A 23,060-nucleotide genomic window follows, 5' to 3' on the forward strand; every position below is an offset into this window, starting at 1 on the left:
CCCGGCGGTGTCGGTCAGGATGTCGGTGATGGTGCTGGCCGCGCGGGCCGTGCGGCCCGTCATGACGCCGCCAGGGCGTCGGCACCCGAGACGATCTCGCTGATCTCCTGGGTGATGTCCGCCTGCCGCGCCTGGTTCGCCAGCCGCGTGTAGTTGCGGATGAGGTCCTCCGCGTTGTCCGTCGCCGTGTGCATCGCGCGCTGACGTGCCGCGAGCTCGGACGCCGCCGCCTCGAGGAGGCAGCTGAAGATCCGGCTGCGCACGTAGCGCGGGAGCAGCTCGTCGAGCACGGCCTCGGGCGAGGGCTCGAAGTCGTACAGCGGGAGCACATCGTGCTTGCCCGCCGGGGCGACACCCTCGACGACTTCGAGCGGGAGCATCCGCACGACGCGCGGACGCTGCGTGACCATGTTGACGAACTGCGTGTACACGATGTGCAGCTCGCTCACGCCACCCTCTGCCGCCGGCGCGAGGAACGCCCCGAGCAGGGCGTCCGCGATCTCGCCCGCGACCTCGGAGTTGGGCGCGTCCGACCCGTACGACCACGACCCGGCGAGCTCGCGCCCGCGGAACGTGTAGTACGAGATGGCACGACGACCGGCCCCGTAGAGCGCGACCTCCTTGCCCTCGGCCACGAGGCGCTCGACGAGGCGCTCCGTCTCGCGGATGATCGACGCCGAGTAGGCGCCGGCCATGCCACGGTCGGAGGCCACGACGAGCACCGCGACGCGGTTGGTGTCCGTGCGCTCGCTCGTCAACGGGTGCTTCGTCGACGTGTGGGTCGCGACGGCCGACACGGCCCGGGTGATCGCCCGGGCGTACGGCGACGCGGCGGCCGTGCGGTCGCGCGCCTTGCCGATCCGCGACGCGGCGATGAGCTCCTGCGCGCGGAACATCTTCTTGAGCGACTGCGTCGACTTGATCCGCTGCTTGTAGACGCGCTGGGATCCGGCCATCGTCAGGCCCTCTTCTGCCGGACGATCTGCTCCTGCTCGATCTCCGTCTCGGCCTCGTCCTCGGTGTCCCCACCGACGAGCGGCGTGCCGTCACCCGTGAGGAACCCGGAGCGGAACGCGTCGACCGCCGAGGAAAGCTGGGCCTCGGTCTCGTCCGACAGCTTGCCGGTCTCCGCGATCGTCGACAGGACGTCCGTGTTGCGGCGCAGGTGGTCCAGCAGCTCGGACTCGAAGCGACGCACGTCCTCGACCGGGACGTCGTCGATCTTGCCCTTGGTGCCGGCCCAGATCGACGCGACCTGGTCCTCGACCGGGTACGGCGAGTACTGGCCCTGCTTGAGCAGCTCCATCAGGGCCGCGCCGCGCTTCAGCTGGCCGCGCGACGCCGCGTCGAGGTCGGACGCGAACATCGCGAACGCCTCGAGCGACCGGAACTGCGCGAGCTCGAGCTTCAGCGTGCCGGAGACCTGCTTCATCGCCTTGACCTGTGCGGCACCACCGACGCGGGACACCGAGATGCCGACGTCGACGGCGGGGCGCTGGTCGGCGTTGAACAGGTCCGACTGGAGGAAGATCTGGCCGTCGGTGATGGAGATGACGTTCGTCGGGATGTACGCCGAGACGTCGTTCCCCTTGGTCTCGATGACCGGCAGGCCCGTCATCGAGCCGGCGCCGAGCTCGTCCGAGAGCTTCGCGCAACGCTCGAGCAGGCGGGAGTGCAGGTAGAAGACGTCGCCGGGGTACGCCTCGCGGCCCGGCGGGCGGCGCAGCAGGAGCGACACGGCACGGTAGGCCTCGGCCTGCTTCGACAGGTCGTCGAACACGATGAGGACGTGCTTGCCGCCGTACATCCAGTGCTGGCCGATGGCCGAGCCGGTGTACGGGGCGAGGTACTTGAAGCCCGCCGGGTCGGACGCGGGAGCCGCGACGATCGTCGTGTACTCCAGCGCGCCGGCCTCCTCGAGCGCACCGCGCACGGACGCGATCGTGGAGCCCTTCTGGCCGATGGCGACGTAGATGCAGCGGACCTGCTTCTCGGGGTCGCCCGACTCCCAGTTGGCCTTCTGGTTGATGATCGTGTCGATCGCGATCGCCGTCTTGCCCGTCTGGCGGTCACCGATGATCAGCTGGCGCTGGCCGCGGCCGATCGGGATCATCGAGTCGATCGCCTTGAGACCGGTCTGGAGCGGCTCGTGGACCGACTTGCGGTCCATGACGCCGGGCGCCTGGAGCTCGAGGGCGCGACGGCCCTCCGTGGCGACCTCGCCGAGGCCGTCGATCGGGTTGCCCAGCGGGTCGACGACGCGACCGAGGTACCCGTCGCCGACGGGGACCGAGAGGACCTCGCCCGTCCGGCGGACCTCCTGGCCCTCCTCGATGCCGGTGAACTCGCCGAGGACGACGACACCGATCTCGCGGACGTCGAGGGTGAGGGCGAGACCCAGGGTCCCGTCCTCGAAGCGCAGCAGCTCGTTGGCCATCGCGCCCGGCAGACCCTCGACCTGGGCGATGCCGTCGGCGGCCAGGGTGACCCGGCCCACCTCCTCGGACACGGCGCCCTCGGGCTCGTAGGACTTCACGAAGCTGTCCAGAGCGGCCCGGATCTCCTCCGGCCGGATCGTCAGCTCAGCCATTGCTCTTCTCCTGTCGTGGCCGCACCTCGTGGTTCGGGTGCGGTCGAACGTTTGTCGGTTGTGCGGCCGGTGGCCGGCAGGACGGTCGTCGGTCGGAAGGGTCGCTCGTCAGCTCACGAGGCGACGGCGCGCGTCGGCGAGCCGGGAGAGCACGGTGGAGTCCACGACGTCGGCACCCACCTGGACGCGCAGCCCGCCGAGCACCGTGGGGTCCACGGTCACGTTGAGCTGCACGGCGCGCCCGTAGGCCCGCTCGAGCAGTCCCGCGAGGCGGTCGAGCTGCGCCTGCGTGAGCACCGCGGCCGACGTGACCGAGGCGACGAGGCGCTGGCGACGCTCGGCCGCGATCTCCCCGATCCACCCCAGCGTCGGGACGAACCGGCGACCGCGCAGCGCGCGCGTCGCGTGGACCGCGAGCACCTCGGTGACGCGGTCGACCTTGCCGTCGAGCAGCGCGTGCACGAATGCGGCACGACGTCCGGGGTCGGTCGTGTCGTCGGAGAGGACCTGCCGCGCCTCGCGCTGCCCGACGAGCGCGCGCGAGGTCCGGAACAGCTCGTCCTCGACCTTCTCCAGCGCACCACGGGCCTCGGCCGACGCGAGGACCGCGTCCAGGCCCAGGCGCTCGGTCGCGTCCGCGAGGTCGCCCTCGCGGGTCCAGCGGGACCGGACCAGGCCGGACACGAGGTCCACGACGCGCTCGTCGAAGCCCGACGCGAGGACGGCGGACACGAGGGCCGCCTTGTCCGCGCCGGACCGCGACGGGTCCGCGAGCGAGCGCCGCAGCGGCACCGACTCGTCGAACGCCGCGGTGACCGCGAAGAGCTGCTCGCCCAGCGCGAGCGCGCCCTCGCCCGCCGAGCGCAGGACCGGCTCGAACCGGTCCCGCGCCTGCGTCAGGGACTCGCCGCTCGTTCCGCGCATCAGCGCTCCTCGGATGCCGTGCCCGCCGCGCTCGCCGCCGCGGGACCCGCGGCCTCGAGCTCGTCGAGGAAGCGGTCGACGACGCGGCTCTGGCGCGCCGAGTCGGCGAGCGACTCGCCCACGATCTTCGAGGCGAGCTCCGTCGCGAGCAGACCGACGTCGTTGCGCAGCGAGACCGCGGCCTGCTGGCGCTCGGCCTCGATCTGGCGGTGCGCCGTCTCGACGATGCGCGAGGCGTCGTCCGACGCCTTCGCCCGCAGGTCCGAGACGATGGCCGAGCCCTCGGCCCGCGCCTCCTCGCGGATCTTCGCCGCCTCCGTGCGCGCCTCCTGGAGCTGCTGGTGGTACTCCGCCAGCGCCGCCGCGGCCTCCGCCTGGGCGGACTCCGCCTTGGCGAGGCCACCCTCGATCTTCGCGGTGCGCTCGTCGAGCACCGCCTGGAACTTGGGCAGGATCGCCTTGTAGAAGACGATCGCGATGACGATCATGATGACGGACGACCAGAGGATGTCGTACCCGGCGGGGAGGAACAGGTCGATGCCCTGCGGCTCCTCGCCCGTCTCCGCCGCGACGTTCAGCGCGGCGGTCGCCAGCGCCGACATCACGCCGTGAAGAGGAAGCCGGCGACGAGACCGAGCAGCGCGAGCACCTCGACGAACGCGACACCGATGAACATGGTGGCGCGAAGCTGGCCGGCGACCTCGGGCTGACGGGCGATGCCCTCGATGGTCTTGCCGATGAGAATGCCGAGGCCGATGCCCGGGCCGATCGCGGCGAGGCCGTAACCGACGGTGCCGATGTTGCCGGTGACCTCAGCGAGAGTGGTGACGTCCACGATTGCTCGTTCCTTCCGTTGGGCGCCCGACCGGATGACCGGGCGTCGCGTTGGTACTGCGCTTGATGGGTGTGTCTGGTGGAGCGGAGTCGGTGCACGACCCGGAGGTCAGTGCTCCTCCTCGAGCGACATGTTGATGTAGACCGCCGCGAGGAGGGCGAAGATGTAGGCCTGCAGGAAGGCGACCAGGATCTCGAAGAGCGTGATCGCGAAGCCGCCGACGAGGGTGAGCGCGCCGAAGGCCTTCATCGCGGGCACCGCCTCGAAGACGAAGTACTGCGTCGCGGCGAAGCACAGGACGAGCATGATGTGACCGGCGATCATGTTGGCCGCGAGTCGGATGGCCAGGGAGGCCGGCCGGATGATGAGGATCTGCAGCAGCTCGATCGGCGTCACGATGAGGTAGATGGGCCACGGGATACCGGGCGGGAAGAGGTTGTTCTTCAGGTATCCGCCGAGGCCGTGCTTCCTGATGCCGACCGCCCAGTAGGTCGCGAAGACCCAGAGCGCGAGCACGATCGGAAGTCCGATGCGCGAGGTCCCGGCCAGGTTGAGGAACGGGATCACGCTCGTGATGTTGAAGGCCAGCACGGCGAAGAAGATCGTCGCGATCATCGGGACGAACCGCCGGGCGGTCTCCTTCCCCATGATCTCCTCGACGATCTGGACGCGCACGAAGTCGATGAGCATCTCGAGCGCGTTCTGGAGGCGTCCGGGGACGAGTCGCGCCCGACGGGCCCCGATGACGAAGATCGTCAGCAGGACGACGGTGGCGACGATCCGGATGATCCAGATGCGGTCGATCTGGAAGATGGTGCCCTCGAAGAGGATGGCCGGCGGGAAAAAGTCGGCGATCGACGGCGCGTGGAAGCCACCTTCGCTCTCGGAAGCAGCGAGGAGCACGGGGGTCGCAAGCGTGGACAGGGTGGACTCCCAATGGTCGTGTGGTCCGGGCAGCCGTCACTCGTTGGTGGGCACGCCGTCGGACCTGGCCGTCATGGATTCGCCAGTAGCCTAACGTATGGATCGGCGTGCTCACGCCGATCTGGTGGCGCTTGTGACATTTTGCTCATGCGCTCCGGGCAACTGGTCCCTGGCCCGGGCGCTGCCCGCCTGGTAGAGGCGTGGTCGGTCAGCGGGCGTCGGGCTCGACGTAGGGGATGCGCCCCCTGCTCACGGCCCGGTAGTCGAGCACCGCGGAGCCGACGACGCCGACGAGCAGGACCCCCGCGAAGACCCAGCGGTCGTAGAAGTCCATGCCGCGCAGGACCACGAGGATCACGATGAGCACGACCATCTTCGCGAGCCAGCTCCCCATGACGACCGCCGCGGTCGTCGACGGGCTGGCGTCCACCGTGCGCAGCATCGCCCAGACCGTGGTGGCCGAGAAGAGCAGCGCCACGCCGACCCCGAGCAGGGCACCCCACACGCCCGGCAGACCGGCGACGAGCGCGCCGATCGCGACGCCGAGGACCGTGAGCGCGCCGAGCAGGACGAGGACGTCCCGCAGCGCGGTCCGGAAGACCGCGCGCACGGCCTGCCCGTGGGGGCCGATCGTCTGCTCGGCGGACTGCTCGGCAGGCTGCCCGCCGTTCGGCTGGGCGGGCTCGGGCTGGCTCGTCGTCATCTCAGTGCTTCCTTCGGCGGGGTCGTGACGGCGGGCGAGGACGGCGGGGCGGCCTCGCTCGGGTCGTCGTCGGAGGTGGTGGGCGTGACGGGCACGGACGACGTCGTGGTCGCGGCGTCGTCGTCGAGGAACCGGCCGCGCGTGCGCAGCGGGCCGAGCGTGAGGACCGCGGAGACCAGGACCGCGACCGCGAGGCCCACGGCCACGCCGTGCCAGTGCCACTGGACGAGCGCGACCGCGGCGAACGCGAACACCGCCGTCCAGACGTAGAGGATCAGCACGGCGCGCCGGTGCGAGTGCCCGATCGCGAGCATGCGGTGGTGCAGGTGCATGCGGTCCGGGTGGAACGGCGACCTCCCGCGCGCGACGCGGCGCACGACCGCCATGCCCATGTCGAGCAGCGGCAGGAGGATCACCGCGAGCGGCAGCAGGATCGGGATGAACGCCGGGATCTGCTGGGCGCCGGAGAGCGCGTCGGTCTCGATCTTGCCGGTCACGACGATGGACGCGGCGGACATGACGAGCCCGAGGACCATCGAGCCCGAGTCCCCCATGAAGATGCGCGCGGGATGGAAGTTGTGGGGCAGGAAGCCGGCGCAGATGCCGACGAGCGCGGCGATCACGAGCGTCGCGAGGCTCGAGTAGTCGTCGGCGCTCGCCTTCTGCGTGAGCACGTAGGAGTAGACGAAGAACGCCGTGCCACCGATCGCGACGAGACCCGCGGCGAGGCCGTCCAGGCCGTCGACGAAGTTGACCGCGTTCATCGCGACGACGACCACGAGGATCGTCGCGGCGAGCTGGAGGCGCGAGGACCAGATGAGCTGCTGCTCGCCGATCCCCAGCGGGAGCGTGAAGAGGACGACTCCCTGGGCCGCCATGAAGCCCGCGGCGAGCACCTGCCCCGCAAGCTTCGTCATCCAGTCGAGGTCCCAGATGTCGTCGGCGATACCGAGCAGGCAGACGATCGCGGCCGCGCCGACGATCCCCCACGCCCGCGAGTCCGCCACGAGCCTGCCCGCGACCTCGCTGACGAAGACGCTCTCGAGGAACGGCATCTGCGACGCGAAGACCACCGCCACCACGAGGCCCAGCAGCATCGCGAGCCCGCCGAGCCGGGGGGTCGGGATCGTGTGGACGTCGCGGTCGCGCACCGCGGTGATCGCGCCGGTGCGCAGCGCGACCCAGCGCGCGAAGGGCGTCGCGAGGAACGTCACCACGGCGGCGACGAGCATCACGAGCAGGTAGACCCTCACCCGCCGTTCGCCTCCGGCTCCCCGGCGTCGTCGGTGTCCTGAGCGTCGGTGGGCGCGTCGGTGGGAGCGGCGGCGGGCGGGTCGTCCGGGCCCGCGACGTCCGCGACCTCGCGGAGCCGGTCGAGCGTGACCGCGCCCTGGCGCACGACGCGCAGCGTGGCGGACGTCGCGTCGACGATGGTCGACGCCACCCCGCCGGGCGCCGTGCCGCCGTCGAGGTAGACCGTCACGGCGTCGCCGAGCTGCGCCTGCGCGTCGTCGACGTCGAGGGCCGCGGGACGGCCGGTCGCGTTCGCCGACGACACGGCGAGCGGGCCCGTACGGCGCAGGAGCGCGAGCGCGGCCGGGTGGTCGGGCATGCGCAGCGCGACGGTCCCGTGCGTCTCCCCCAGGTCCCACGCGAGCGAGGGCTGGGCACGCAGGATGATCGTGAAGCCGCCGGGCCAGAAGGCCTCGACGAGGCGGCGCGCGGCGTCGGGCACGTCCGTGGCGAGGCCGTCGAGCGTGCGCGCGTCCGGCACGAGCACGGGCGGAGGCATCTGCCGGCCACGGCCCTTGGCCGCGAGGAGCGCGGCGACGGCCTCGGCGTCGAAGGCGTCGGCACCGATGCCGTAGACGGTGTCGGTGGGCAGCACGACGAGGCCACCGCGGGAGATCGCGTTGACCGCCTCGTCGATGCCGGCGCCCCAGGTGTTCTGGTCGGTCACGGGGTGGACGGAGCTCACGGGTCCATCCTTCCACGCTCACGGGCGGGCTCCGGGTCACCGGCGTGCTCGGGTCCCGAGCGCCGGGCCACGACCATGCGGTCGCGTCCCGTGAGGTCGACGACGGTGCGGACGTCGACGAACGCGCCGGTCGCCGCGACCATCTCCCGCGCGGCCGCGGCCTGGACCTCGGCGTGCTCCATGACGTAGAGACCGCCGGGGCGCAGGAGCCGCGCGGCCGCGGCCGTGATCCCCCGCGGCACCTCGAGACCGTCCGGCCCGAGGCCGTAGAGCGCCACGCCGGGGTCGTGGTCGGCCACCTCGGGGTCGCGCGGGACGGCGCCGGGGGGCACGTACGGCGGGTTGGACACGACGACGTCGACCGCGCCGTCGAGACCGCCGTCGGCGGCGGGCCCCGCGAGCGCCGTGCGGGCGTCGCCCCGCACCAGGTGCACGGCGACGCCGCTCGCCTCGCGCGCGGCCGTCACGTTCCGCTCGGCCCAGGCATGGGCGGCGGCGTCGAGCTCGACCGCGTGCACGTCGGTCCCGGCGACCTCCGTCGCGACGGCGAGCGCGATCGCCCCCGAGCCGGTGCACAGGTCGACGACGGTCGCGCGTCCCGCTCCGGCCACGACCGCGCCGGCCTCGTCGACGGCGACCTGCGCGACCTGCTCGGTCTCGGGCCGCGGGACGAAGACGCCCGGCCCGACGGCCAGCTCGAGGTGCCGGAACGGCGCGGTGCCCACGAGGTGCTGGAGCGGCACGCGCCGCGCGCGCCGGGCGACGAGCTCCGCGAGGGCGGGCGCGACGTCGTCCGGGACGGGCGTGCCGAGGATCGCGCGACGCGCCACGTCGCTCCGGGGCACCGCGAGCGCGTGAGCGACCAGGAGCTCGGCGTCCGCACGCGCCGACGGCACCCCCGCGGCGTCGAGGACGGCCGTCGCCCAGCGCAGCCAGGTCGAGGTGCGGGCGTCCGACGGCGGGTTCGGACCGACCGGCTCAGGCATCGCCGGCGCTCGCGAGGCGGGCCGCCTCGTCGGCCTCGACCGCCGAGCGCACGACCGGGTCGAGGTCGCCGTCGAGCACCTGGTCGAGGTTGTACGCCTTGTACCCCGTCCGGTGGTCCGCGATGCGGTTCTCCGGGAAGTTGTAGGTGCGGATGCGCTCGGAGCGGTCGACGGTACGGACCTGCGAGCGGCGCAGGTCCGCGGCCTCGGCGGCCGCCGCCTCCTGCTGGGCGGCGAGGAGCCGCGCGCGCAGCACGCGCATGGCCTGCTCGCGGTTCTGGAGCTGCGACTTCTCGTTCTGCATCGACACGACGATCCCCGTCGGCAGGTGCGTGATGCGCACGGCGGAGTCGGTCGTGTTGACGGACTGCCCGCCGGGGCCGGACGAGCGGTACACGTCGATGCGCAGGTCGTTCGGGTCGATCTCGACCTCGCCCGCGTCCTCCACCTCGGGGAACACGAGCACGCCGGCCGCGGAGGTGTGGATCCGGCCCTGCGACTCGGTCACGGGCACGCGCTGGACGCGGTGCACGCCGCCCTCGTACTTGAGGTTCGCCCAGACGCCGTCGGCGGGGTCGGTCGGCGTGCTGCGCGCCTTGACCGCGACCTGGACGTCCTTGTAGCCGCCGAGGTCGGACTCGGTGGACTCGAGGACCTCGGTCTTCCAGCCCCGGCGCTCCGCGTACCGCAGGTACATGCGGAGCAGGTCGCCCGCGAACAGGGCGGACTCCTCGCCGCCCTCGCCCGCCTTGATCTCGAGGATGACGTCGCGCCCGTCGTCGGGGTCACGGGGCACGAGCACGCGGCGCAGGCGCTCGCGCGTCTCCTCCTCCGCGGCGCGCAGGCCCGGGAGCTCCGCGGCGAACGCGTCGCCGTCCTCGCCCCCGAGGGCCGCGAGCTCGGCGGCGGCCTCGGCGTCGTCGCTCGCCTCGCGCCACGCGCGGTACGCGCCGACGACCTGGTTGAGCTCGGCGTAGCGCCGCCCGAGCGTGCGCGCGCGACCGGCGTCCGCGTGGACGGTGGGGTCGGCGAGCTGGCCCTCGATGTCGGCGTGCTCGGCCAGCAGCGGCTCGACGGCGGCGAACGACTCGGTCACGGAGTGCTCCTCGGTGGCGGGCTGGGTCGCGGCCGGCGCGCCGGGGCGGCGACCGCGCGAGGATCGGAGGATCGCTCGGGCAAAGCAACAGCGCCGGTGGTCCGAGCTCGCCGACTGCCCCTGGAGAGGTTGTCGGGCTCGGACCACCGGCGCTGCGGAGCGGCTACTTGCCGGCGTCCTTCTTGCCGTAGCGCGCCTGGAAGCGGGCCACGCGGCCACCGGTGTCGAGGATCTTCTGCTTGCCCGTGTAGAACGGGTGGCAGGCGCTGCACACGTCAGAGCTGATCTTGCCCGACGCCTCGGTGCTGCGCGTCACGAAGGTGTTCCCACAGGTGCAGGTCACCTCGGTGACGACGTACTCGGGGTGGATACCAGACTTCACGGTTTTCTCCTTGGGGTGACGTCTCCGGGTCAGGTGCGGCGACCGCACCTGTGAACCGGCGACAGGCGGCCTGACGATCGCAGGCCGACGAACCATTGTGCCAGAACGCGCGGGCGCCCCGAGAACTTCCCGGGGCCGCCCGCCGTCGGCTCCTGCCGGACGACCGTCAGATCGTGCGGCCGACGTTGTCGTCGTCCGCAAGACCGCCCGGCGTGGTCTTCTGGACGTGGAGCAGGAACTCGACGTTCGTCTGCGTCTTCTTGAGCTGGCCGAGCAGCAGCTCGATCGCCTGCTGCTGGTCGAGGGCGCCCATGACACGACGGAGCTTGTAGACGATCTTCAGCTCGTCCTGCGACAGGAGGATCTCCTCGCGGCGCGTGCCGGACGCGTTGACGTCCACGGCCGGGAAGATGCGCTTGTCCGCGAGGTTGCGCGACAGGCGGAGCTCCATGTTCCCCGTGCCCTTGAACTCCTCGAAGATGACCTCGTCCATCTTCGAGCCCGTCTCGACGAGCGCCGAGGCCAGGATCGTCAGCGAGCCGCCGTTCTCGATGTTGCGGGCCGCGCCGAAGAACCGCTTGGGCGGGTAGAGCGCGGACGCGTCCACACCACCGGACAGGATGCGGCCCGAAGCCGGCGCCGCGAGGTTGTACGCGCGCGACAGGCGGGTGAGCGAGTCGAGGAGCACGACGACGTCCTGGCCGAGCTCGACCAGGCGCTTCGCGCGCTCGATCGCGAGCTCGGCGACGATCGTGTGGTCGGACGCGGGGCGGTCGAACGTCGAGGCGATGACCTCGCCCTTCACCGTCCGCTCCATGTCCGTGACCTCTTCGGGCCGCTCGTCCACGAGCACCACCATGAGGTGGACCTCGGGGTTGTTGGCCGTGATCGCGTTGGCGATCTGCTGCATGATGATCGTCTTGCCGGCCTTGGGCGGCGCGACGATGAGGCCGCGCTGGCCCTTGCCGATCGGCGCGACGATGTCGATGACGCGCGGCGTCAGCCGCGTCGCCTCGGTGTTCTCCAGGCGCAGGCGGTCCTGCGGGTACAGCGGCGTGAGCTTGGTGAACTCGGGGCGCTGGCGCGCCTCGTCGGGCGACATGCCGTTGACGGTGTCCAGGCGCACGAGCGCGTTGAACTTCTGGCGCGCCGTGCTGCCCTGGTTCTCGCCCTCGCGCGGCTGGCGCACGGCGCCCGTGACCGCGTCACCGCGGCGCAGGCCGGCCTTCTTCACCTGGCCGAGCGAGACGTAGACGTCGTTCTGGCCCGGCAGGTACCCGCTGGTGCGCACGAACGCGTAGTTGTCGAGGATGTCGAGGATGCCCGCGACGGGGAGCAGCACGTCGTCCTCGTTGACCTCGATGTCGTCGAGGCCCGCGACGTCCGGACCCTGGCGGTTGCGGCCGCGCTTGCGGTCGCGCTCGCGGCCGCGGTCACGACCCCGACGCCGGCGTCCGCCGCGCTCGTCGTCCAGCAGCTGGCGGTCGTCCCGCCGGTCCGCCTGGCGCTCGCCGCGGGTCTGCTGGCCGCCGCTCTGCTGCTCGCGCTGCTGACCGCCCTGCTGGTCGCGCTGGCGCTCGCCGCCCTGCTGGTCGCGCTGGCGGTCGGCGCGCGGCGCGTCGCCGTCACCCTCGCCGGTCCGGGGGGCGCCGGCACCGCGGCCCGCACGGCGCGAACCCCGCTCGCCCGTGACGAGGCCGACCGCCGCGGCGGCGCGCGCGGCGCGCTCGTCGACGGACTCGTTCGAGGTGTCGCGCGTGCGCACGCCCTGCTCGCCGAGCGCCTCGGCGACCGCGGCGGCGGCCTCCGAGCGGGAGTCACGACGGCCGTCACGACGCTCCCCCCGCTGTTCCGTGCGCTGCTCGTCGGCGCGCACGGGCAGGTCGAGCACGGGAGCGGCGGTGCGCTCCTCGCGGCTCGCGGCCGAGGGCGCGTCCTGACGCGCCGTCGTCGCGGTGTCGGTGGTGCCCGCCGGGCTGGCGGCGGGGCGCTCGGCGCGGCGGCTGCGGCCGCGCCCGGAGGCGGCGGGCGCCTCGCTCGTCTCACGGCCCGCGGCGTTCGCCCCGTCCGTGTCGCGCCGCGGCGTGGCGGGGCGCTCGGACGCGCCCTGCTCGCCGGTGCGGGCGCGGATGACGTCCACAAGATCGCCCTTGCGCATCTTGGACGTGCCCTTGACCCCGAGCTGCGAGGCGAGAGCCTGCAGCTCCGGGAGGCGCAGCGTGGAGAGCGCGCCGGTCCGGGCGTTCCCGCCGGCAGCGGCCGAACCGGTCGCGCTGCTCGTGGCGGTGTCGATGGTGTCTGTCACGAAGGACCCTTCCCCCTCGTTTGCGCCCGCCGCTCAGAGGGCGGGCCGCGGGTGGTCGACGCCCGGCCGTGACGGCCGGTGCGTAGGTGTCGCCACGCGTCAGTGGTACGACGACGTCATCTGACGCGGGGCTGGATTGCCTTCTCTCGGACTGCTCGGTCGCGGCACACCCGGTGGGCGAGAGCGCGCTCCGCGTGCGGATGTACTGGTGCGAGAGCGTGACCGAAGGCTGGGAACCATCCTAGCACCGGCACGCCCGAGGTCAGAGCCGTTCGCCCACGACGCCACGCGTGTCGACGTCGAGACGGTGCACCGCCCAGTCCGCGGTCCCCCCGACGAGCGAGTCCGCGACGCGCGCGACCTCCCCCAGCCGGTCCGCCGCCGAGAGCACGAGGACGGTCGGGCCCGCACCCGAGACGGTCGCGGCGAGGCCGCGGGCCCGCAGCGCCTGCACGAGCTCGAACGACGACGGCATGACGTCGGCCCGGTAGGCCTGGTGCAGGCGGTCGTCCGTCGCGTCGAGCAGCAGGTCGGGCCGCCGGGCGAGCGCCTCGACGAGGAGGGCCGCACGCCCCGCGTTGAAGGCGGCGTCGGCGTGCGGCACGTGCGTCGGGAGCACCCCCCGCGCCCGGCTCGTCGCGAGCCGGGCCGAGGGCACGAGCACGGTGGCCCGGACGTCGGGGTGCACGTCCAGCCGCGCGGCACGGGGCCCGGCGACCTGGCCCGCGTCCCACGCGACGGTCGCACCGCCCAGGAGCGCGGGCGCCGCGTTGTCCGGGTGCCCCTCGATGGCGGTCGCGAGGCCGAGCGCCACGTCGTCGTCGAGGACCGACGGGTCGGCGACGAGCGCCCGCGCCGCCACGATGCCCGCGACGACGGCGGCCGCCGAGGAGCCGAGGCCCCGCCCGTGCGGGACGCGGTTGACGCAGGTCAGGTGCAACCCGGTCTGCGGTGCGCCGGCCACGTCGAGCGCGGCCCGCAGCGCCCGCACCACGAGGTGCGTCTCGTCGCCCGGAACCTCGCCGGCGCCCTCGCCCTCGACGTCGACCACGACCTCGTCGGTCGCGAGCGCGCGCACCTCCAGCACGTCGTGGAGCGCGAGCGCCAGACCCAGCGCGTCGAAACCAGGGCCGAGGTTCGCGCTCGTCGCCGGGACGCGCACCCGCACGTGGTCCGCGCCGAGCTGCATCAGTCGAGCCCGAGGGCGTCGGCGATGGACACGACGTCGGCGCTCACGCGCGTCGGCGTCACCTCGCTGCCGTCGAGCGTGCGCAGCGCCCACTGCGGGTCCTTGAGCCCGTGGCCCGTGACCGTGACGACGATGCGCGCGCCCGCGGGCACGAGCCCGCGCTCGGCGCGCGCCAGGATCCCCGCGACGCCGGCCGCCGACGCGGGCTCGACGAACACGCCGACCTCGCTCGACAGGACCCGGTGCGCCGCGAGGATCTGCTCGTCCGTGACGGCCTCGATGACGCCGCCCGAGTCGTCGCGCGCCGACTCGGCGAGCTCCCACGACGCGGGGTTGCCGATGCGGATCGCGGTCGCGATCGTCTCCGGCTCGGTGATCGGGTGGCCCGCGACGATCGGTGCGGCGCCCGCGGCCTGGAAGCCCCACATCTGCGGCACGTGCGTCGCGACGGCCGGCAGGCCCTCCCCCGCGTGACCCGGGGCGCCCTGGCCGGCGTACTCCCGGAACCCCTTCCAGTACGCCGTGATGTTCCCCGCGTTGCCGACGGGCAGCGCGTGGATGTCGGGCGCGTCCCCCAGCGCGTCGACGATCTCGAACGCGCCGGTCTTCTGGCCTTCGATGCGGTCGGGGTTCACGGAGTTGACGAGCTCGACCGGGTAGGAGTCGGCGAGCTTGCGCGCCGCGACGAGGCAGTCGTCGAAGTTCCCGTCGACCTGGAGCAGGCGCGCGCCGTGCGCGATCGCCTGGCTGAGCTTGCCCATCGCGATCTTGCCGTCCGGGACGAGGACCGCGCACGTCATCCCGGCGCGCACCGCGTACGCCGCGGCCGACGCCGACGTGTTGCCCGTCGAGGCGCACACGACCGCCTGCGCGCCGCGCCCCGCGGCGGCGGAGATCGCCGTCGTCATGCCGCGGTCCTTGAACGACCCCGTGGGGTTCATGCCCTCGACCTTGACGAAGACCTGCGCGCCCGTGCGCGCGGAGAGCGCCGGTGCCTCGACGAGCGGCGTGCCGCCCTCGCCGAGCGTGACGACGCGCTCGGACACGTGCGCGGGCAGACGCTCCGCGTACTCGGCGATGATGCCTCTCCACTGGTGGGCCATCAGGCTCCCTCGACTCTCAGGACGGACGTGATCGTGCGGACGGGCTCGAGCTCGGCGACCGCCGCGACGGTCGCGGACAGCGCCGACTCCGGCGCCGCGTGCGTGGTGATGAGGAGCTCGGCGACCCCGGGCTCGGCGACGTCGGAGACGCCCGGTGCCGTCGGCTGACGGACCGCCTCGATGGAGACGCCGTGCTCGGCGAGCGCGTGCGCGACCTGCGCGAGGACGCCCGGGCGGTCGTCGACGTCGAGGCGCACCTGGTAGCGGGTCACGGCCGCGCTCGCGGGCAGGATGGCGAGCTCCGCGTAGGTGGACTCCTGCGGGCCCTTGCCGCCGAGCACGCGGTGCCGCGCGGCGGAGACGACGTCGCCCAGGACGGCCGACGCCGTCGGGGCGCCGCCCGCGCCACGCCCGTAGAACATGAGCTCGCCCGCGGACTCCGCCTCGACGAACACCGCGTTGAACGACCCGCGGACGTTCGCGAGGGGGTGCGACGTGGGCACGAGCGCCGGGTGCACGCGCACGGAGACGCCCGCGGGCGACCCCGCCCCTGCGCCGACCGGGGTGCCTGCCGTGGTGCCGTCGCGCAGCTCCGCGATGGCGAGGAGCTTGATGACGTGGCCGGTCTGCGCGGCCCACGCGACGTCGTCGGCCGTGACGGACATGATGCCCTCGCGCGCGACGTCGTCCAGCGACACGCGCGTGTGGAAGGCGAGGCTCGCGAGGATCGCGGCCTTGGCCGCGGCGTCGTACCCCTCGACGTCGGCCGTCGGGTCCGCCTCCGCGTAACCGAGGTCCTGCGCCTCCTTGACGGCCTCCTCGAGGTCCATGCCCGTGGTGGCCATCTGGTCGAGGACGTAGTTGGTCGTCCCGTTGACGATGCCGAGCACGCGGCGCACGCGGTCGCCCGCGAGCGACTCGCGCACGGGGCGCACGATGGGGATCGCGCCCGCGACGGCGGCCTCGAAGTAGATGTCGACGCCGGCCGCGTCGGCGGCCTTGTAGAGCGTGGGCCCGTCCTCGGCGAGCAGCGCCTTGTTCGCCGTGACGACGGCGGCGCCGGCGTCGATCGCGCGCAGCAGGAGCGACCGCGCGGGCTCGGTGCCGCCCATGACCTCGACGACGATGTCCGCGCGCGCAACGAGGCCCTCGGCGTCCTCGGTGAGCAGCGAGCGGTCGATCGCGGCGGCGCGCGGGGCGGCCGTGCTCCGCACCGCGATCCCGACGAGCTCGAGGCGGGCGCCCACGCGCGAGGCGAGGTCGTCCGCCTGCTCCGTCAGCAGCCGCGCGACCTGGGTGCCGACGACGCCGCACCCCAGCAGGGCGACGCGCAGGGGCGGGTGGGACTCGGCGGCAGGGGGCACGACGGACCTTCCTCGGGTGGTCAGGACGGGTGCGGCGCCGTGCACGCGGCCCGGGTCGTGCCCGGGTGGCTCGGGAGCCGCAGGCACAGGATACGGCGCCCCGTGCGACCGCCCGGGGCGTGCCCACGGGTCGGATGCCGGCCTCCCCGGGCGCGACGCACGGTCAGCCCTCGTCGAGCGCCAGCAGGTCCTCGACGGTCTCTCGGCGCACGAGCACGCGGCTCGCGCCGTCGCGCACGGCGACCACGGGCGGACGCGTCAGCAGGTTGTAGTTCGACGCCATCGAGCGGCCGTAGGCACCGGTCGCCGGGACCGCCAGGAGGTCGCCCGCACGCACGTCGCCGGGGAGCTGCACCTCGTGGACGACGATGTCGCCGCTCTCGCAGTGCTTGCCGACCACGCGCGCGAGGAGCGGCTCCGCGTCCGACGACCGGCCGACGACCTCCGCGTGGTACTGCGCCGCGTAGAGCGCAGGACGGATGTTGTCGCTCATGCCGCCGTCGACGGACACGTACGTGCGCACGCGGCCGTCGTCGAGCGTCACCGGCTTGACCGTGCCGACCGTGTAGAGCGTGAGGCCGGCCGGCCCGACGATCGCCCGCCCGGGCTCGATCGAGAACCGCGGCAGCGGCGTGCCGAGCTCCGCGGCCACCGCATCGACCGCGGCCGCGACGTCCTTCGCGACGCGCTCGGGGTCGAGCGCGACCTCCCCGGGGAGGTACGCGATCCCGTAGCCACCGCCGACGTCCACCTCGTCGACGAGCACGCCCGAGCGCGCGGCGAGCTCGGCGCGCAGCTCCAGCACCGCGCGCGCCGCGACCTCGAACCCCGACGGGTCGAGGATCTGCGACCCGATGTGCGAGTGGATCCCCAGCAGGTGCAGCTCGGGGCGCGCGACCACGTCGAGCAGCGCGGTCATGGCCGGGGAGTCGCCGGCCCGGGTGCCGTCCGCCGCGCGCGGCGCGGCGATCGACAGGCCGAACTTCTGGTCCTCGTGGGCGGTCGAGATGTACTCGTGCCCGCCCGCGTGGACGCCCGTCGTGACGCGCACCATGACGGGCGCGACGACGCCGCGCTCGCCCGCGAGGCGCGCGACGCGCTCGACCTCGACGAGCGAGTCGACGATGATCCGGCCGACGCCCTCGTCCAGCGCCCGGCCGATCTCGGTGTCGGACTTGTTGTTGCCGTGCAGCCCGATCTCGGGACCGGGGACGCCCGCGCGCAGCGCGACGGCGAGCTCTCCCCCGCTCGCGGTGTCGACCCGCAGGCCCTCCTCGCGCGCCCAGCGCGCGACGGCCACCGTCAGCAGGGCCTTGCCCGCGTAGTACACGTCGACGTCGGAGCCGACGGCGCGGAACGCCGCCTCGAACGCCGTACGGTACGCCCGGGCGCGCGCGCGGAAGTCAGCCTCGTCGAGCACGTACGCGGGCGTGCCGTGCGCGGCCGCGAGCTCGTGGACGCCGACGCCCGCGACCTCGACCGCCCCGTCCTCACCCCGGCGCACGCCCCGCGACCACGGCTCGCCGGGGTACCCCGGCAGGCCCGTGCTCACATGCGCTCCGGCGCGGAGACGCCGAGCAGCCCGAGGCCGTTGGCGAGCACCTGGCGCACCGCGTCGTTGAGCCACAGGCGCGTGCGGTGCGTGTCCGTGACCTCCTCGTCCGGGTAGGGCAGGACGCGCTGGGACTTCTGCTGGTACCACGTGTGGTAGTCGCCCGCGAGCGCCTCGAGGTAGCGCGCGACGCGGTGCGGCTCGCGCAGCTCCGCGGCCTGGGCCACGATGCGCGGGAACTCGGTCAGGCGACCGATGAGCGCGGCCTCGCTCGGGTGGTCGAGCAGCGCGGGCACGAAGCCGTCGACGCGCGCGACGCCCCGGTCGGCCGCGTTGCGGTCCACGGCCGCCGTGCGCGAGTGCGCGTACTGCACGTAGTAGACGGGGTTCTCGTTCGTCGCCCGGGCGAGCAGGTCGAGGTCGAGGTCGATGTTCTGGTCCGCCGACGAGCGCGCGAGGGAGTAGCGCGCGGCGTCGACGCCGACGGCGTCCACGAGGTCCTCGAGCGTCACGACGGTCCCGGCGCGCTTGGACATGCGCACGGGGTGCCCGTCCTTGACGAGGTTGACCATCTGCCCGATGAGGAGCTGGAGGTTCTTCCCCGGGGTGTCGCCGAACGCGGCGCACACCGCCATCATGCGGCCCACGTACCCGTGGTGGTCGGCACCGAGCATGATGATGACCTCGTCGAAGCCGCGCTCGCGCTTGTCGAGGTAGTACGCGATGTCGCCCGCGATGTACGCGGCGTCGCCGTCCGACTTGATGACGACGCGGTCCTTGTCGTCGCCGAAGTCGGTCGTGCGCAGCCACGTCGCGCCGTCCTGCTCGAACATGTGGCCCGACTCGCGCAAGCGCTCGACCGCACGCTCCACGGCGCCCGACTCGTGCAGCGAGTCCTCGTGGAAGTACACGTCGAAGTCGACGCCGAAGTCGTGCAGCGACGCCTTGATCTCGCCGAACATGCGCTCGACGCCCCGCGCCCGGAAGACCTCCTGCGCCTCGGCGTCCGGGAGCGTGCGCGGGTCGGGGTCGCCGGCGGCGACCGCGTCCGCGATGACCGCGTCCGCGATCTCGCTGATGTACTCGCCGCCGTACCCGTCCTCGGGCGCCTCCAGGCCGCGAGCGCGCGCGAGGAGCGAGCGCGCGAAGCGGTCGATCTGCGCGCCGTGGTCGTTGAAGTAGTACTCGCGCGTCACGTCCGCGCCGCTCGCCTCGAGCACCCGCGCGAGCGAGTCGCCGACCGCGGCCCAGCGGACGCCGCCGATGTGGATGGGCCCGGTCGGGTTCGCGGACACGAACTCGAGGTTGACCTTCGTGCCCGCCTCGGAGCCGCCGCGCCCGTACGCCGGGCCGGCCTCGACGATCGTGCGCGCGAGCTCGCCCGCCGCGGCCGCGTCGAGCGTGATGTTGAGGAAGCCCGGGCCGGCGACGTCCACGGCCTTGACGCCCGGGGTCGCCGCGAGCCGCGTCGCGAGGTCCTCGGCGAGGGCGCGCGGCGTCGTGCCCGCCTTCTTGGCGAGCTGGAGCGCGACGTTCGTGGCCCAGTCGCCGTGCTCGCGCTGGCGGGGTCGCTCCACGTGGACGCGCTCGGGGACCGCGGCGGGGTCCAGGGCGAGGGTGCCGTCGGCGACGGCGGCGGCCAGGGCAGCGCTCAGCGCTTCGGAGAGCTCGTCGGGGGTCACCGGGCGATTCTACCGAGGCACGAGCGCGCTCCGTCGCCGTGTCTCCGGATCCCGGACGGGGCCGGGGCCGCGGCTCGCGGCCGCACCCGGACGAGACGAGGGGTTGTGGCGCCCCGGCGGTCGGGCGTCAGATGGAGGCAGGTGCGACGGCGACGACCGGCGTCGTGAACGGCCGCACCGACCGCCGAGCCGAGGAGCCGTCATGGACGACCGCGTCGCCGAGTTCCACCGCCTGCACGAGACCGGGTGCTTCGTGATGCCGAACCCGTGGGACGTCGGCAGCGCCCGCGTGCTGGAACAGCTCGGCTTCCCGGCCCTCGCCACGACGAGCGCCGGGTTCGCGTGGACCCGGGGGGCTCCGGACACCGGGGTCGGGCTCGAGGACGTGCTCGACCACCTCGGCGTCGTCGCCGCAGCCGTCGGGGTGCCGGTGAACGCGGACTTCGAGGGCGGTTACGCAACGGACCCGGACGGCGTGGCGGCCCATGTGACCCGGGCCGTGACGACCGGCGTCGCGGGGCTGTCGATCGAGGACTCCACAGGGGACGCGGACCGGCCGCTGCACGACCTCGGCCTCGCCGCGGAGCGGGTCCGGGCGGCCCGGGAGGCGATCGACGCGAGCGGCACCGGCGTCCTGCTCACGGGGCGCTCCGAAGGGTTCGTCGTCGGGCACCCGGACATCGACGAGACGCTGCGCCGGCTCGTGGCCTACGCCGAAGCCGGTGCCGACTGCCTCTACGCGCCCCGGATCACCTCGCTCGAGCACGCCGCCGCGATCGTCGAGGCCGTGGCGCCCAAGCCGGTGAACCTGCTGATCAACGCGCCGTTCACGACGGTCGCGGAGGCGGCCGCGGTCGGCGTCCGACGGGTCAGCGTCGGGGGCACCCTGGCCCGCACGGCCTGGGGCGGCTGGCTCGCCGCGGCCCGGGAGATCGCCGAGGCGGGCACGTTCACGCGGTTCGACGCCCTCCCGGACGTCGACGGGCTGCTCGCGCGGGGCGAGTAGCCCGCGCGCCGCTGGAGAGTCACGCCGGCCCGAGGAGGGTCCGCGCACCCCGGACGTGCTGGTAGTCTCGTGCATCGCGTCGGCGGACACCGTCGGCGCTCGCCCTCGTAGCTCAGTGGATAGAGCGTCTGCCTCCGGAGCAGAAGGTCGTAGGTTCGAATCCTATCGAGGGCACCCTGCTCCGCTCCGACGAGCCCGGCCCGCCTCTGGCGGCCGGGCTCGCGCCGTCTCCGGTTCCGCCCGTCCACCGCCGCACCTCCCGTCGTCCCGCTACGGTGGGGCCATGACCGACGGCGGCTACGGGGACTTCGAGTTCGAGCGCCGGTTCCTCGTGCGCGACCTGCCCGAGGACCTGCGCGACGCACCGGCGCTCATCGTGCAGAGCTACTACCTGGCGGACGAGGGCTACGCGCTGCGGCTGCGTGCCAAGGTGCCGACGGTCGACGCGACGATGGACGCGGAGACGGACCCGGTCCGCCTGCTCGACCGGTTCGCGCCCGCCGTCGACCTGTGCACGCTCACGGTGAAGGGGCCCATGGCGGGCGGGACGCGGTACGAGGCGGAGCGCGAGGTCGACGTCGCGGTGGGCGTGCAGATGATCCGGCGTGGCGGCGCGCGCGTGGTCAAGACGCGGTACTCGGTGTGGGTCGGGGCGGACGGCTGGGTCGTCGACGTGTTCGGCGGGGCGAACCACCCGCTCGTCGTCGCCGAGTGCGAGCGCACCGGACCCGTCACGGACCTCCAGATCCCCGCCTTCTGCGTCACGGAGCTCACCGACGACCCCCGCTTCTCCAACGACGCCCTGGCCAACCGGCCCTACGGCTCGTGGCGCGAGGAATTCGAGGCCGAGCTCGCGGCGTCCGGGCCGCGGTTCCTCCAGGACTTCGGGCGCAACGAGCGGCTCGCGGGACCGTAGGTCCGGCGCCGTCGACGAGCACCGCCCCGGGCGCGGGGTCGTCGTGCAAGGAGTCGCGCACGGACGCCGTCAGCGCAGTGCGTCGGCCGCGTCGCACACGGCCGCGACGTCGAACCGGACCGTCCGACGATCGACAGGCACCCACCCGGGCTCGTGCCCGAACAGCACGGCCCACGGGAGCGCGCCCGACGAGACGTGCTCGCGCGCGTGGTCGTGCGCGCGAGCGTCCGCCACCTCCCGCTCGACGGAGTCCTCCAGCGCCACGAGCTCGGCCCGCACGGCCTCGCCCTTCTCCGTGAGGCGGCGCGCCCGCCCGGGCTCGAGGTAACCGTCACGGCGCGCGGCCCGCACGACGTCGCGCGAGGCGGAGCGCACCCGGGCGCGGAGACCGCCGTCGGCGGGGTCGAGGACGACGCGCGTCCCCCGCCCGGCGCCGTCGCCGAACACCGCGAGGAGCGCGACTCGGTCGCGCTCGGAGGACGGCTCGGGGTCGAGGAGGGTGAGAGCCGGGGGCGACCCGGACGCTGTCGGCTCGACCCTGACGAGTCCGGAGAGCGCGAGGCTCAGCACCTGCGCGGCGAGCGCGTGCTCGGGACGGCGCAGGACGACCGCGGCGAGGAGCAGGTCGGCCACGCTTCCGACGATACGGCGGCGACGGCCGCGGCGGAGGGCGACGGGCCGCGCGTCAGGAGCTCTGGATCTCCTCGACGCCCTGGACGAACTCGAAGTGCCACGGCTCGTAGGCGCCGCTTCCGCCGCGCTTGGCCCAGGCGGGGTTGGCCCAGCCGTAGGTGGCACCGTTCTGGTTGATCCACGCGTAGACCTCGCGCGAGCCGGTCTCGACCGAGCAGAGGTCGATCGCGAGCCCCCACCCGTGCATGGACCAGCCGGGAGGCGCGGCGAACGCGCCGCGGGAGGACTTGAGCGAGACCTGCGTCGAGAGCGTGCGGTACGACGAGACGAGGCACAGGTCGCGACCGAACGTCGCACGGAAGGCCTCGTTCATGGCCGACAGCGAGACGGCCGCGTCGGGCCGCAGGTGCTCGCCGGCCTGCCAGAGCTCGCACAGCGCGTGCTCGTCGAGCTTGCCGTTGGTGCCGGCGGGGCGCACGGTGGGGTCGCAGCCGGGGAGGGGGTCGCGCGCGGCGGACCGGGAGGCGGCCTCGCGGCGCACCTCGACGCGGGGTGCGGCCGCGACGCTCTGGGAGACCGCGGGCGCCGTCGACCCGGCGGTCGCGAGGTCGAGCGCGCTGGGGCCCAGCGGTCGCGTCTCGGGCTCGAAGGGAGACCCGCTGCCGAGGCCGTCGTCCGCGCCGGCGGAGAGGGGCATCGCGATCGTCGCGGCGGCGAGCGTCCCGAGGACGGCGATGCGCGGCATCCAGCGGTGCTGGCTGGAGACCTGCGCCTGGGGGCGACGACGACGGGAGCCCTGCTCCGCCTCGCGCCGGGCCCGTCGGGACTCGAGGGCGGGTGCGTCGGTCTGCTGCGACTCCACCCGCCACCTGCCTCTCACCCTTCGGGGTGG

General features: G+C 73.8%; 22 protein-coding genes and 1 tRNA gene. 3 read left to right on the top strand and 20 right to left on the bottom strand.

The features are described 5' to 3' along the window. Nucleotides 1-59 precede the first annotated feature (59 nt). From ACN9MS_RS14600 to argS, 18 genes are all read right to left on the bottom strand, one after another. Nucleotides 60-956 (bottom strand): F0F1 ATP synthase subunit gamma, encoded by an 897-nt coding sequence (locus ACN9MS_RS14600; protein WP_047232901.1) that lies wholly within the window; start codon nucleotides 954-956, stop codon nucleotides 60-62. Nucleotides 957-958: 2 nt separating this feature from the next. Continuing rightward, complete coding sequence (gene atpA / locus ACN9MS_RS14605) at nucleotides 959-2,590, bottom strand: F0F1 ATP synthase subunit alpha (protein WP_389276138.1); 1,632 nt, start codon at nucleotides 2,588-2,590, stop codon at nucleotides 959-961. A gap of 108 nt (nucleotides 2,591-2,698) precedes the next feature. Further along, complete coding sequence (locus ACN9MS_RS14610; protein ID WP_389276141.1) at nucleotides 2,699-3,514, bottom strand: F0F1 ATP synthase subunit delta; 816 nt, start codon at nucleotides 3,512-3,514, stop codon at nucleotides 2,699-2,701. Further along, nucleotides 3,514-4,116 (bottom strand): F0F1 ATP synthase subunit B, encoded by a 603-nt coding sequence (locus ACN9MS_RS14615; protein ID WP_375809343.1) that lies wholly within the window; start codon nucleotides 4,114-4,116, stop codon nucleotides 3,514-3,516. Before ACN9MS_RS14615 ends, ACN9MS_RS14610 begins: the two co-directional genes overlap by 1 nt. Then, on the bottom strand, nucleotides 4,116-4,349 hold the full coding sequence (locus ACN9MS_RS14620) for an ATP synthase F0 subunit C (RefSeq protein WP_141389322.1): 234 nt from the start codon (nucleotides 4,347-4,349) through the stop codon (nucleotides 4,116-4,118). Before ACN9MS_RS14620 ends, ACN9MS_RS14615 begins: the two co-directional genes overlap by 1 nt. A 108-nt stretch (nucleotides 4,350-4,457) precedes the next feature. After that, nucleotides 4,458-5,252 carry a F0F1 ATP synthase subunit A gene (atpB, locus tag ACN9MS_RS14625; RefSeq protein ID WP_313664203.1) on the bottom strand — a complete coding sequence of 265 codons (795 nt, stop codon included), beginning with the start codon at nucleotides 5,250-5,252 and terminating at the stop codon, nucleotides 4,458-4,460. Between the two features lie 229 nt (nucleotides 5,253-5,481). Then, nucleotides 5,482-5,976, bottom strand: a complete 495-nt coding sequence (locus ACN9MS_RS14630; RefSeq protein WP_426309234.1) for a hypothetical protein — start codon at nucleotides 5,974-5,976, stop codon at nucleotides 5,482-5,484. Beyond that, nucleotides 5,973-7,229, bottom strand: a complete 1,257-nt coding sequence (locus ACN9MS_RS14635) for an MraY family glycosyltransferase (RefSeq protein ID WP_426309235.1) — start codon at nucleotides 7,227-7,229, stop codon at nucleotides 5,973-5,975. Before ACN9MS_RS14635 ends, ACN9MS_RS14630 begins: the two co-directional genes overlap by 4 nt. Next, a complete protein-coding gene (locus ACN9MS_RS14640; protein ID WP_426309236.1) occupies nucleotides 7,226-7,954 on the bottom strand; it encodes an L-threonylcarbamoyladenylate synthase in 729 nt (242 codons plus the stop codon). Before ACN9MS_RS14640 ends, ACN9MS_RS14635 begins: the two co-directional genes overlap by 4 nt. Next, the gene (gene prmC, locus ACN9MS_RS14645; RefSeq protein ID WP_426309237.1) at nucleotides 7,951-8,940 is read right to left on the bottom strand and encodes a peptide chain release factor N(5)-glutamine methyltransferase; all 990 of its coding nucleotides are present in this window, start codon (nucleotides 8,938-8,940) and stop codon (nucleotides 7,951-7,953) included. Before prmC ends, ACN9MS_RS14640 begins: the two co-directional genes overlap by 4 nt. Next, nucleotides 8,933-10,036, bottom strand: a complete 1,104-nt coding sequence (gene prfA / locus ACN9MS_RS14650; RefSeq protein ID WP_426309238.1) for a peptide chain release factor 1 — start codon at nucleotides 10,034-10,036, stop codon at nucleotides 8,933-8,935. Before prfA ends, prmC begins: the two co-directional genes overlap by 8 nt. Before the next feature lie 163 nt (nucleotides 10,037-10,199). Continuing rightward, on the bottom strand, nucleotides 10,200-10,418 hold the full coding sequence (gene rpmE / locus ACN9MS_RS14655; protein WP_047232891.1) for a 50S ribosomal protein L31: 219 nt from the start codon (nucleotides 10,416-10,418) through the stop codon (nucleotides 10,200-10,202). 166 nt (nucleotides 10,419-10,584) lie between these two features. Next, nucleotides 10,585-12,723, bottom strand: a complete 2,139-nt coding sequence (gene rho, locus ACN9MS_RS14660; RefSeq protein WP_426309239.1) for a transcription termination factor Rho — start codon at nucleotides 12,721-12,723, stop codon at nucleotides 10,585-10,587. Nucleotides 12,724-12,985: 262 nt separating this feature from the next. Continuing rightward, complete coding sequence (gene thrB, locus ACN9MS_RS14665; protein WP_426309240.1) at nucleotides 12,986-13,912, bottom strand: homoserine kinase; 927 nt, start codon at nucleotides 13,910-13,912, stop codon at nucleotides 12,986-12,988. Continuing rightward, complete coding sequence (gene thrC / locus ACN9MS_RS14670) at nucleotides 13,912-15,015, bottom strand: threonine synthase (protein ID WP_426309241.1); 1,104 nt, start codon at nucleotides 15,013-15,015, stop codon at nucleotides 13,912-13,914. The genes thrB and thrC overlap by 1 nt, the downstream gene beginning before the upstream one ends. Beyond that, nucleotides 15,015-16,379: a homoserine dehydrogenase gene (locus tag ACN9MS_RS14675; protein ID WP_426309242.1), complete on the bottom strand. Its 1,365-nt coding sequence runs from the start codon at nucleotides 16,377-16,379 to the stop codon at nucleotides 15,015-15,017. The genes thrC and ACN9MS_RS14675 overlap by 1 nt, the downstream gene beginning before the upstream one ends. Nucleotides 16,380-16,542: 163 nt before the next feature. Further along, a complete protein-coding gene (gene lysA, locus ACN9MS_RS14680) occupies nucleotides 16,543-17,931 on the bottom strand; it encodes a diaminopimelate decarboxylase (RefSeq protein WP_426309243.1) in 1,389 nt (462 codons plus the stop codon). Then, complete coding sequence (argS, locus tag ACN9MS_RS14685) at nucleotides 17,928-19,613, bottom strand: arginine--tRNA ligase (protein WP_426309244.1); 1,686 nt, start codon at nucleotides 19,611-19,613, stop codon at nucleotides 17,928-17,930. The genes lysA and argS overlap by 4 nt, the downstream gene beginning before the upstream one ends. Before the next feature lie 202 nt (nucleotides 19,614-19,815). On the opposite strand from argS, the gene ACN9MS_RS14690 reads away from it, so the two are divergent. The 3 genes from ACN9MS_RS14690 (at nucleotide 19,816) to ACN9MS_RS14700 (ending at nucleotide 21,535) form a co-directional block, all read left to right on the top strand. Continuing rightward, the gene (locus ACN9MS_RS14690; RefSeq protein ID WP_426309245.1) at nucleotides 19,816-20,619 is read left to right on the top strand and encodes an isocitrate lyase/PEP mutase family protein; all 804 of its coding nucleotides are present in this window, start codon (nucleotides 19,816-19,818) and stop codon (nucleotides 20,617-20,619) included. A gap of 101 nt (nucleotides 20,620-20,720) precedes the next feature. After that, nucleotides 20,721-20,793, top strand: a tRNA-Arg gene (locus tag ACN9MS_RS14695). Between the two features lie 109 nt (nucleotides 20,794-20,902). Further along, the gene (locus ACN9MS_RS14700) at nucleotides 20,903-21,535 is read left to right on the top strand and encodes a CYTH domain-containing protein (RefSeq protein WP_426309246.1); all 633 of its coding nucleotides are present in this window, start codon (nucleotides 20,903-20,905) and stop codon (nucleotides 21,533-21,535) included. A 69-nt stretch (nucleotides 21,536-21,604) separates the two neighbouring features. On the opposite strand, the gene ACN9MS_RS14705 is transcribed toward ACN9MS_RS14700, so the two are convergent. Both ACN9MS_RS14705 and ACN9MS_RS14710 read right to left on the bottom strand, forming a co-directional pair. Beyond that, complete coding sequence (locus tag ACN9MS_RS14705) at nucleotides 21,605-22,168, bottom strand: hypothetical protein (protein ID WP_426309247.1); 564 nt, start codon at nucleotides 22,166-22,168, stop codon at nucleotides 21,605-21,607. 52 nt (nucleotides 22,169-22,220) lie between these two features. After that, entirely contained in the window at nucleotides 22,221-23,030 is an 810-nt protein-coding gene (locus tag ACN9MS_RS14710) for a M15 family metallopeptidase (RefSeq protein WP_426309248.1), read from the bottom strand. Nucleotides 23,031-23,060 lie beyond the last annotated feature (30 nt).

It is taken from the genome of Cellulosimicrobium sp. E-16, from assembly GCF_049913115.1.
In the GTDB taxonomy this organism is placed as follows: Bacteria; Actinomycetota; Actinomycetes; order Actinomycetales; family Cellulomonadaceae; genus Cellulosimicrobium.

Coding starts and splice junctions, on each gene's coding strand:
- ACN9MS_RS14600 (WP_047232901.1), bottom strand. CDS start 956: ATGGCCGGATCCCAGCGCGTCTACAAGCAGCGGATCAAGTCGACGCAG.
- atpA (WP_389276138.1), bottom strand. CDS start 2,590: ATGGCTGAGCTGACGATCCGGCCGGAGGAGATCCGGGCCGCTCTGGAC.
- ACN9MS_RS14610 (WP_389276141.1), bottom strand. CDS start 3,514: ATGCGCGGAACGAGCGGCGAGTCCCTGACGCAGGCGCGGGACCGGTTC.
- ACN9MS_RS14615 (WP_375809343.1), bottom strand. CDS start 4,116: ATGTCGGCGCTGGCGACCGCCGCGCTGAACGTCGCGGCGGAGACGGGC.
- ACN9MS_RS14630 (WP_426309234.1), bottom strand. CDS start 5,976: ATGACGACGAGCCAGCCCGAGCCCGCCCAGCCGAACGGCGGGCAGCCT.
- prmC (WP_426309237.1), bottom strand. CDS start 8,940: ATGCCTGAGCCGGTCGGTCCGAACCCGCCGTCGGACGCCCGCACCTCG.
- thrB (WP_426309240.1), bottom strand. CDS start 13,912: ATGCAGCTCGGCGCGGACCACGTGCGGGTGCGCGTCCCGGCGACGAGC.
- thrC (WP_426309241.1), bottom strand. CDS start 15,015: ATGGCCCACCAGTGGAGAGGCATCATCGCCGAGTACGCGGAGCGTCTG.
- ACN9MS_RS14690 (WP_426309245.1), top strand. CDS start 19,816: ATGGACGACCGCGTCGCCGAGTTCCACCGCCTGCACGAGACCGGGTGC.
- ACN9MS_RS14700 (WP_426309246.1), top strand. CDS start 20,903: ATGACCGACGGCGGCTACGGGGACTTCGAGTTCGAGCGCCGGTTCCTC.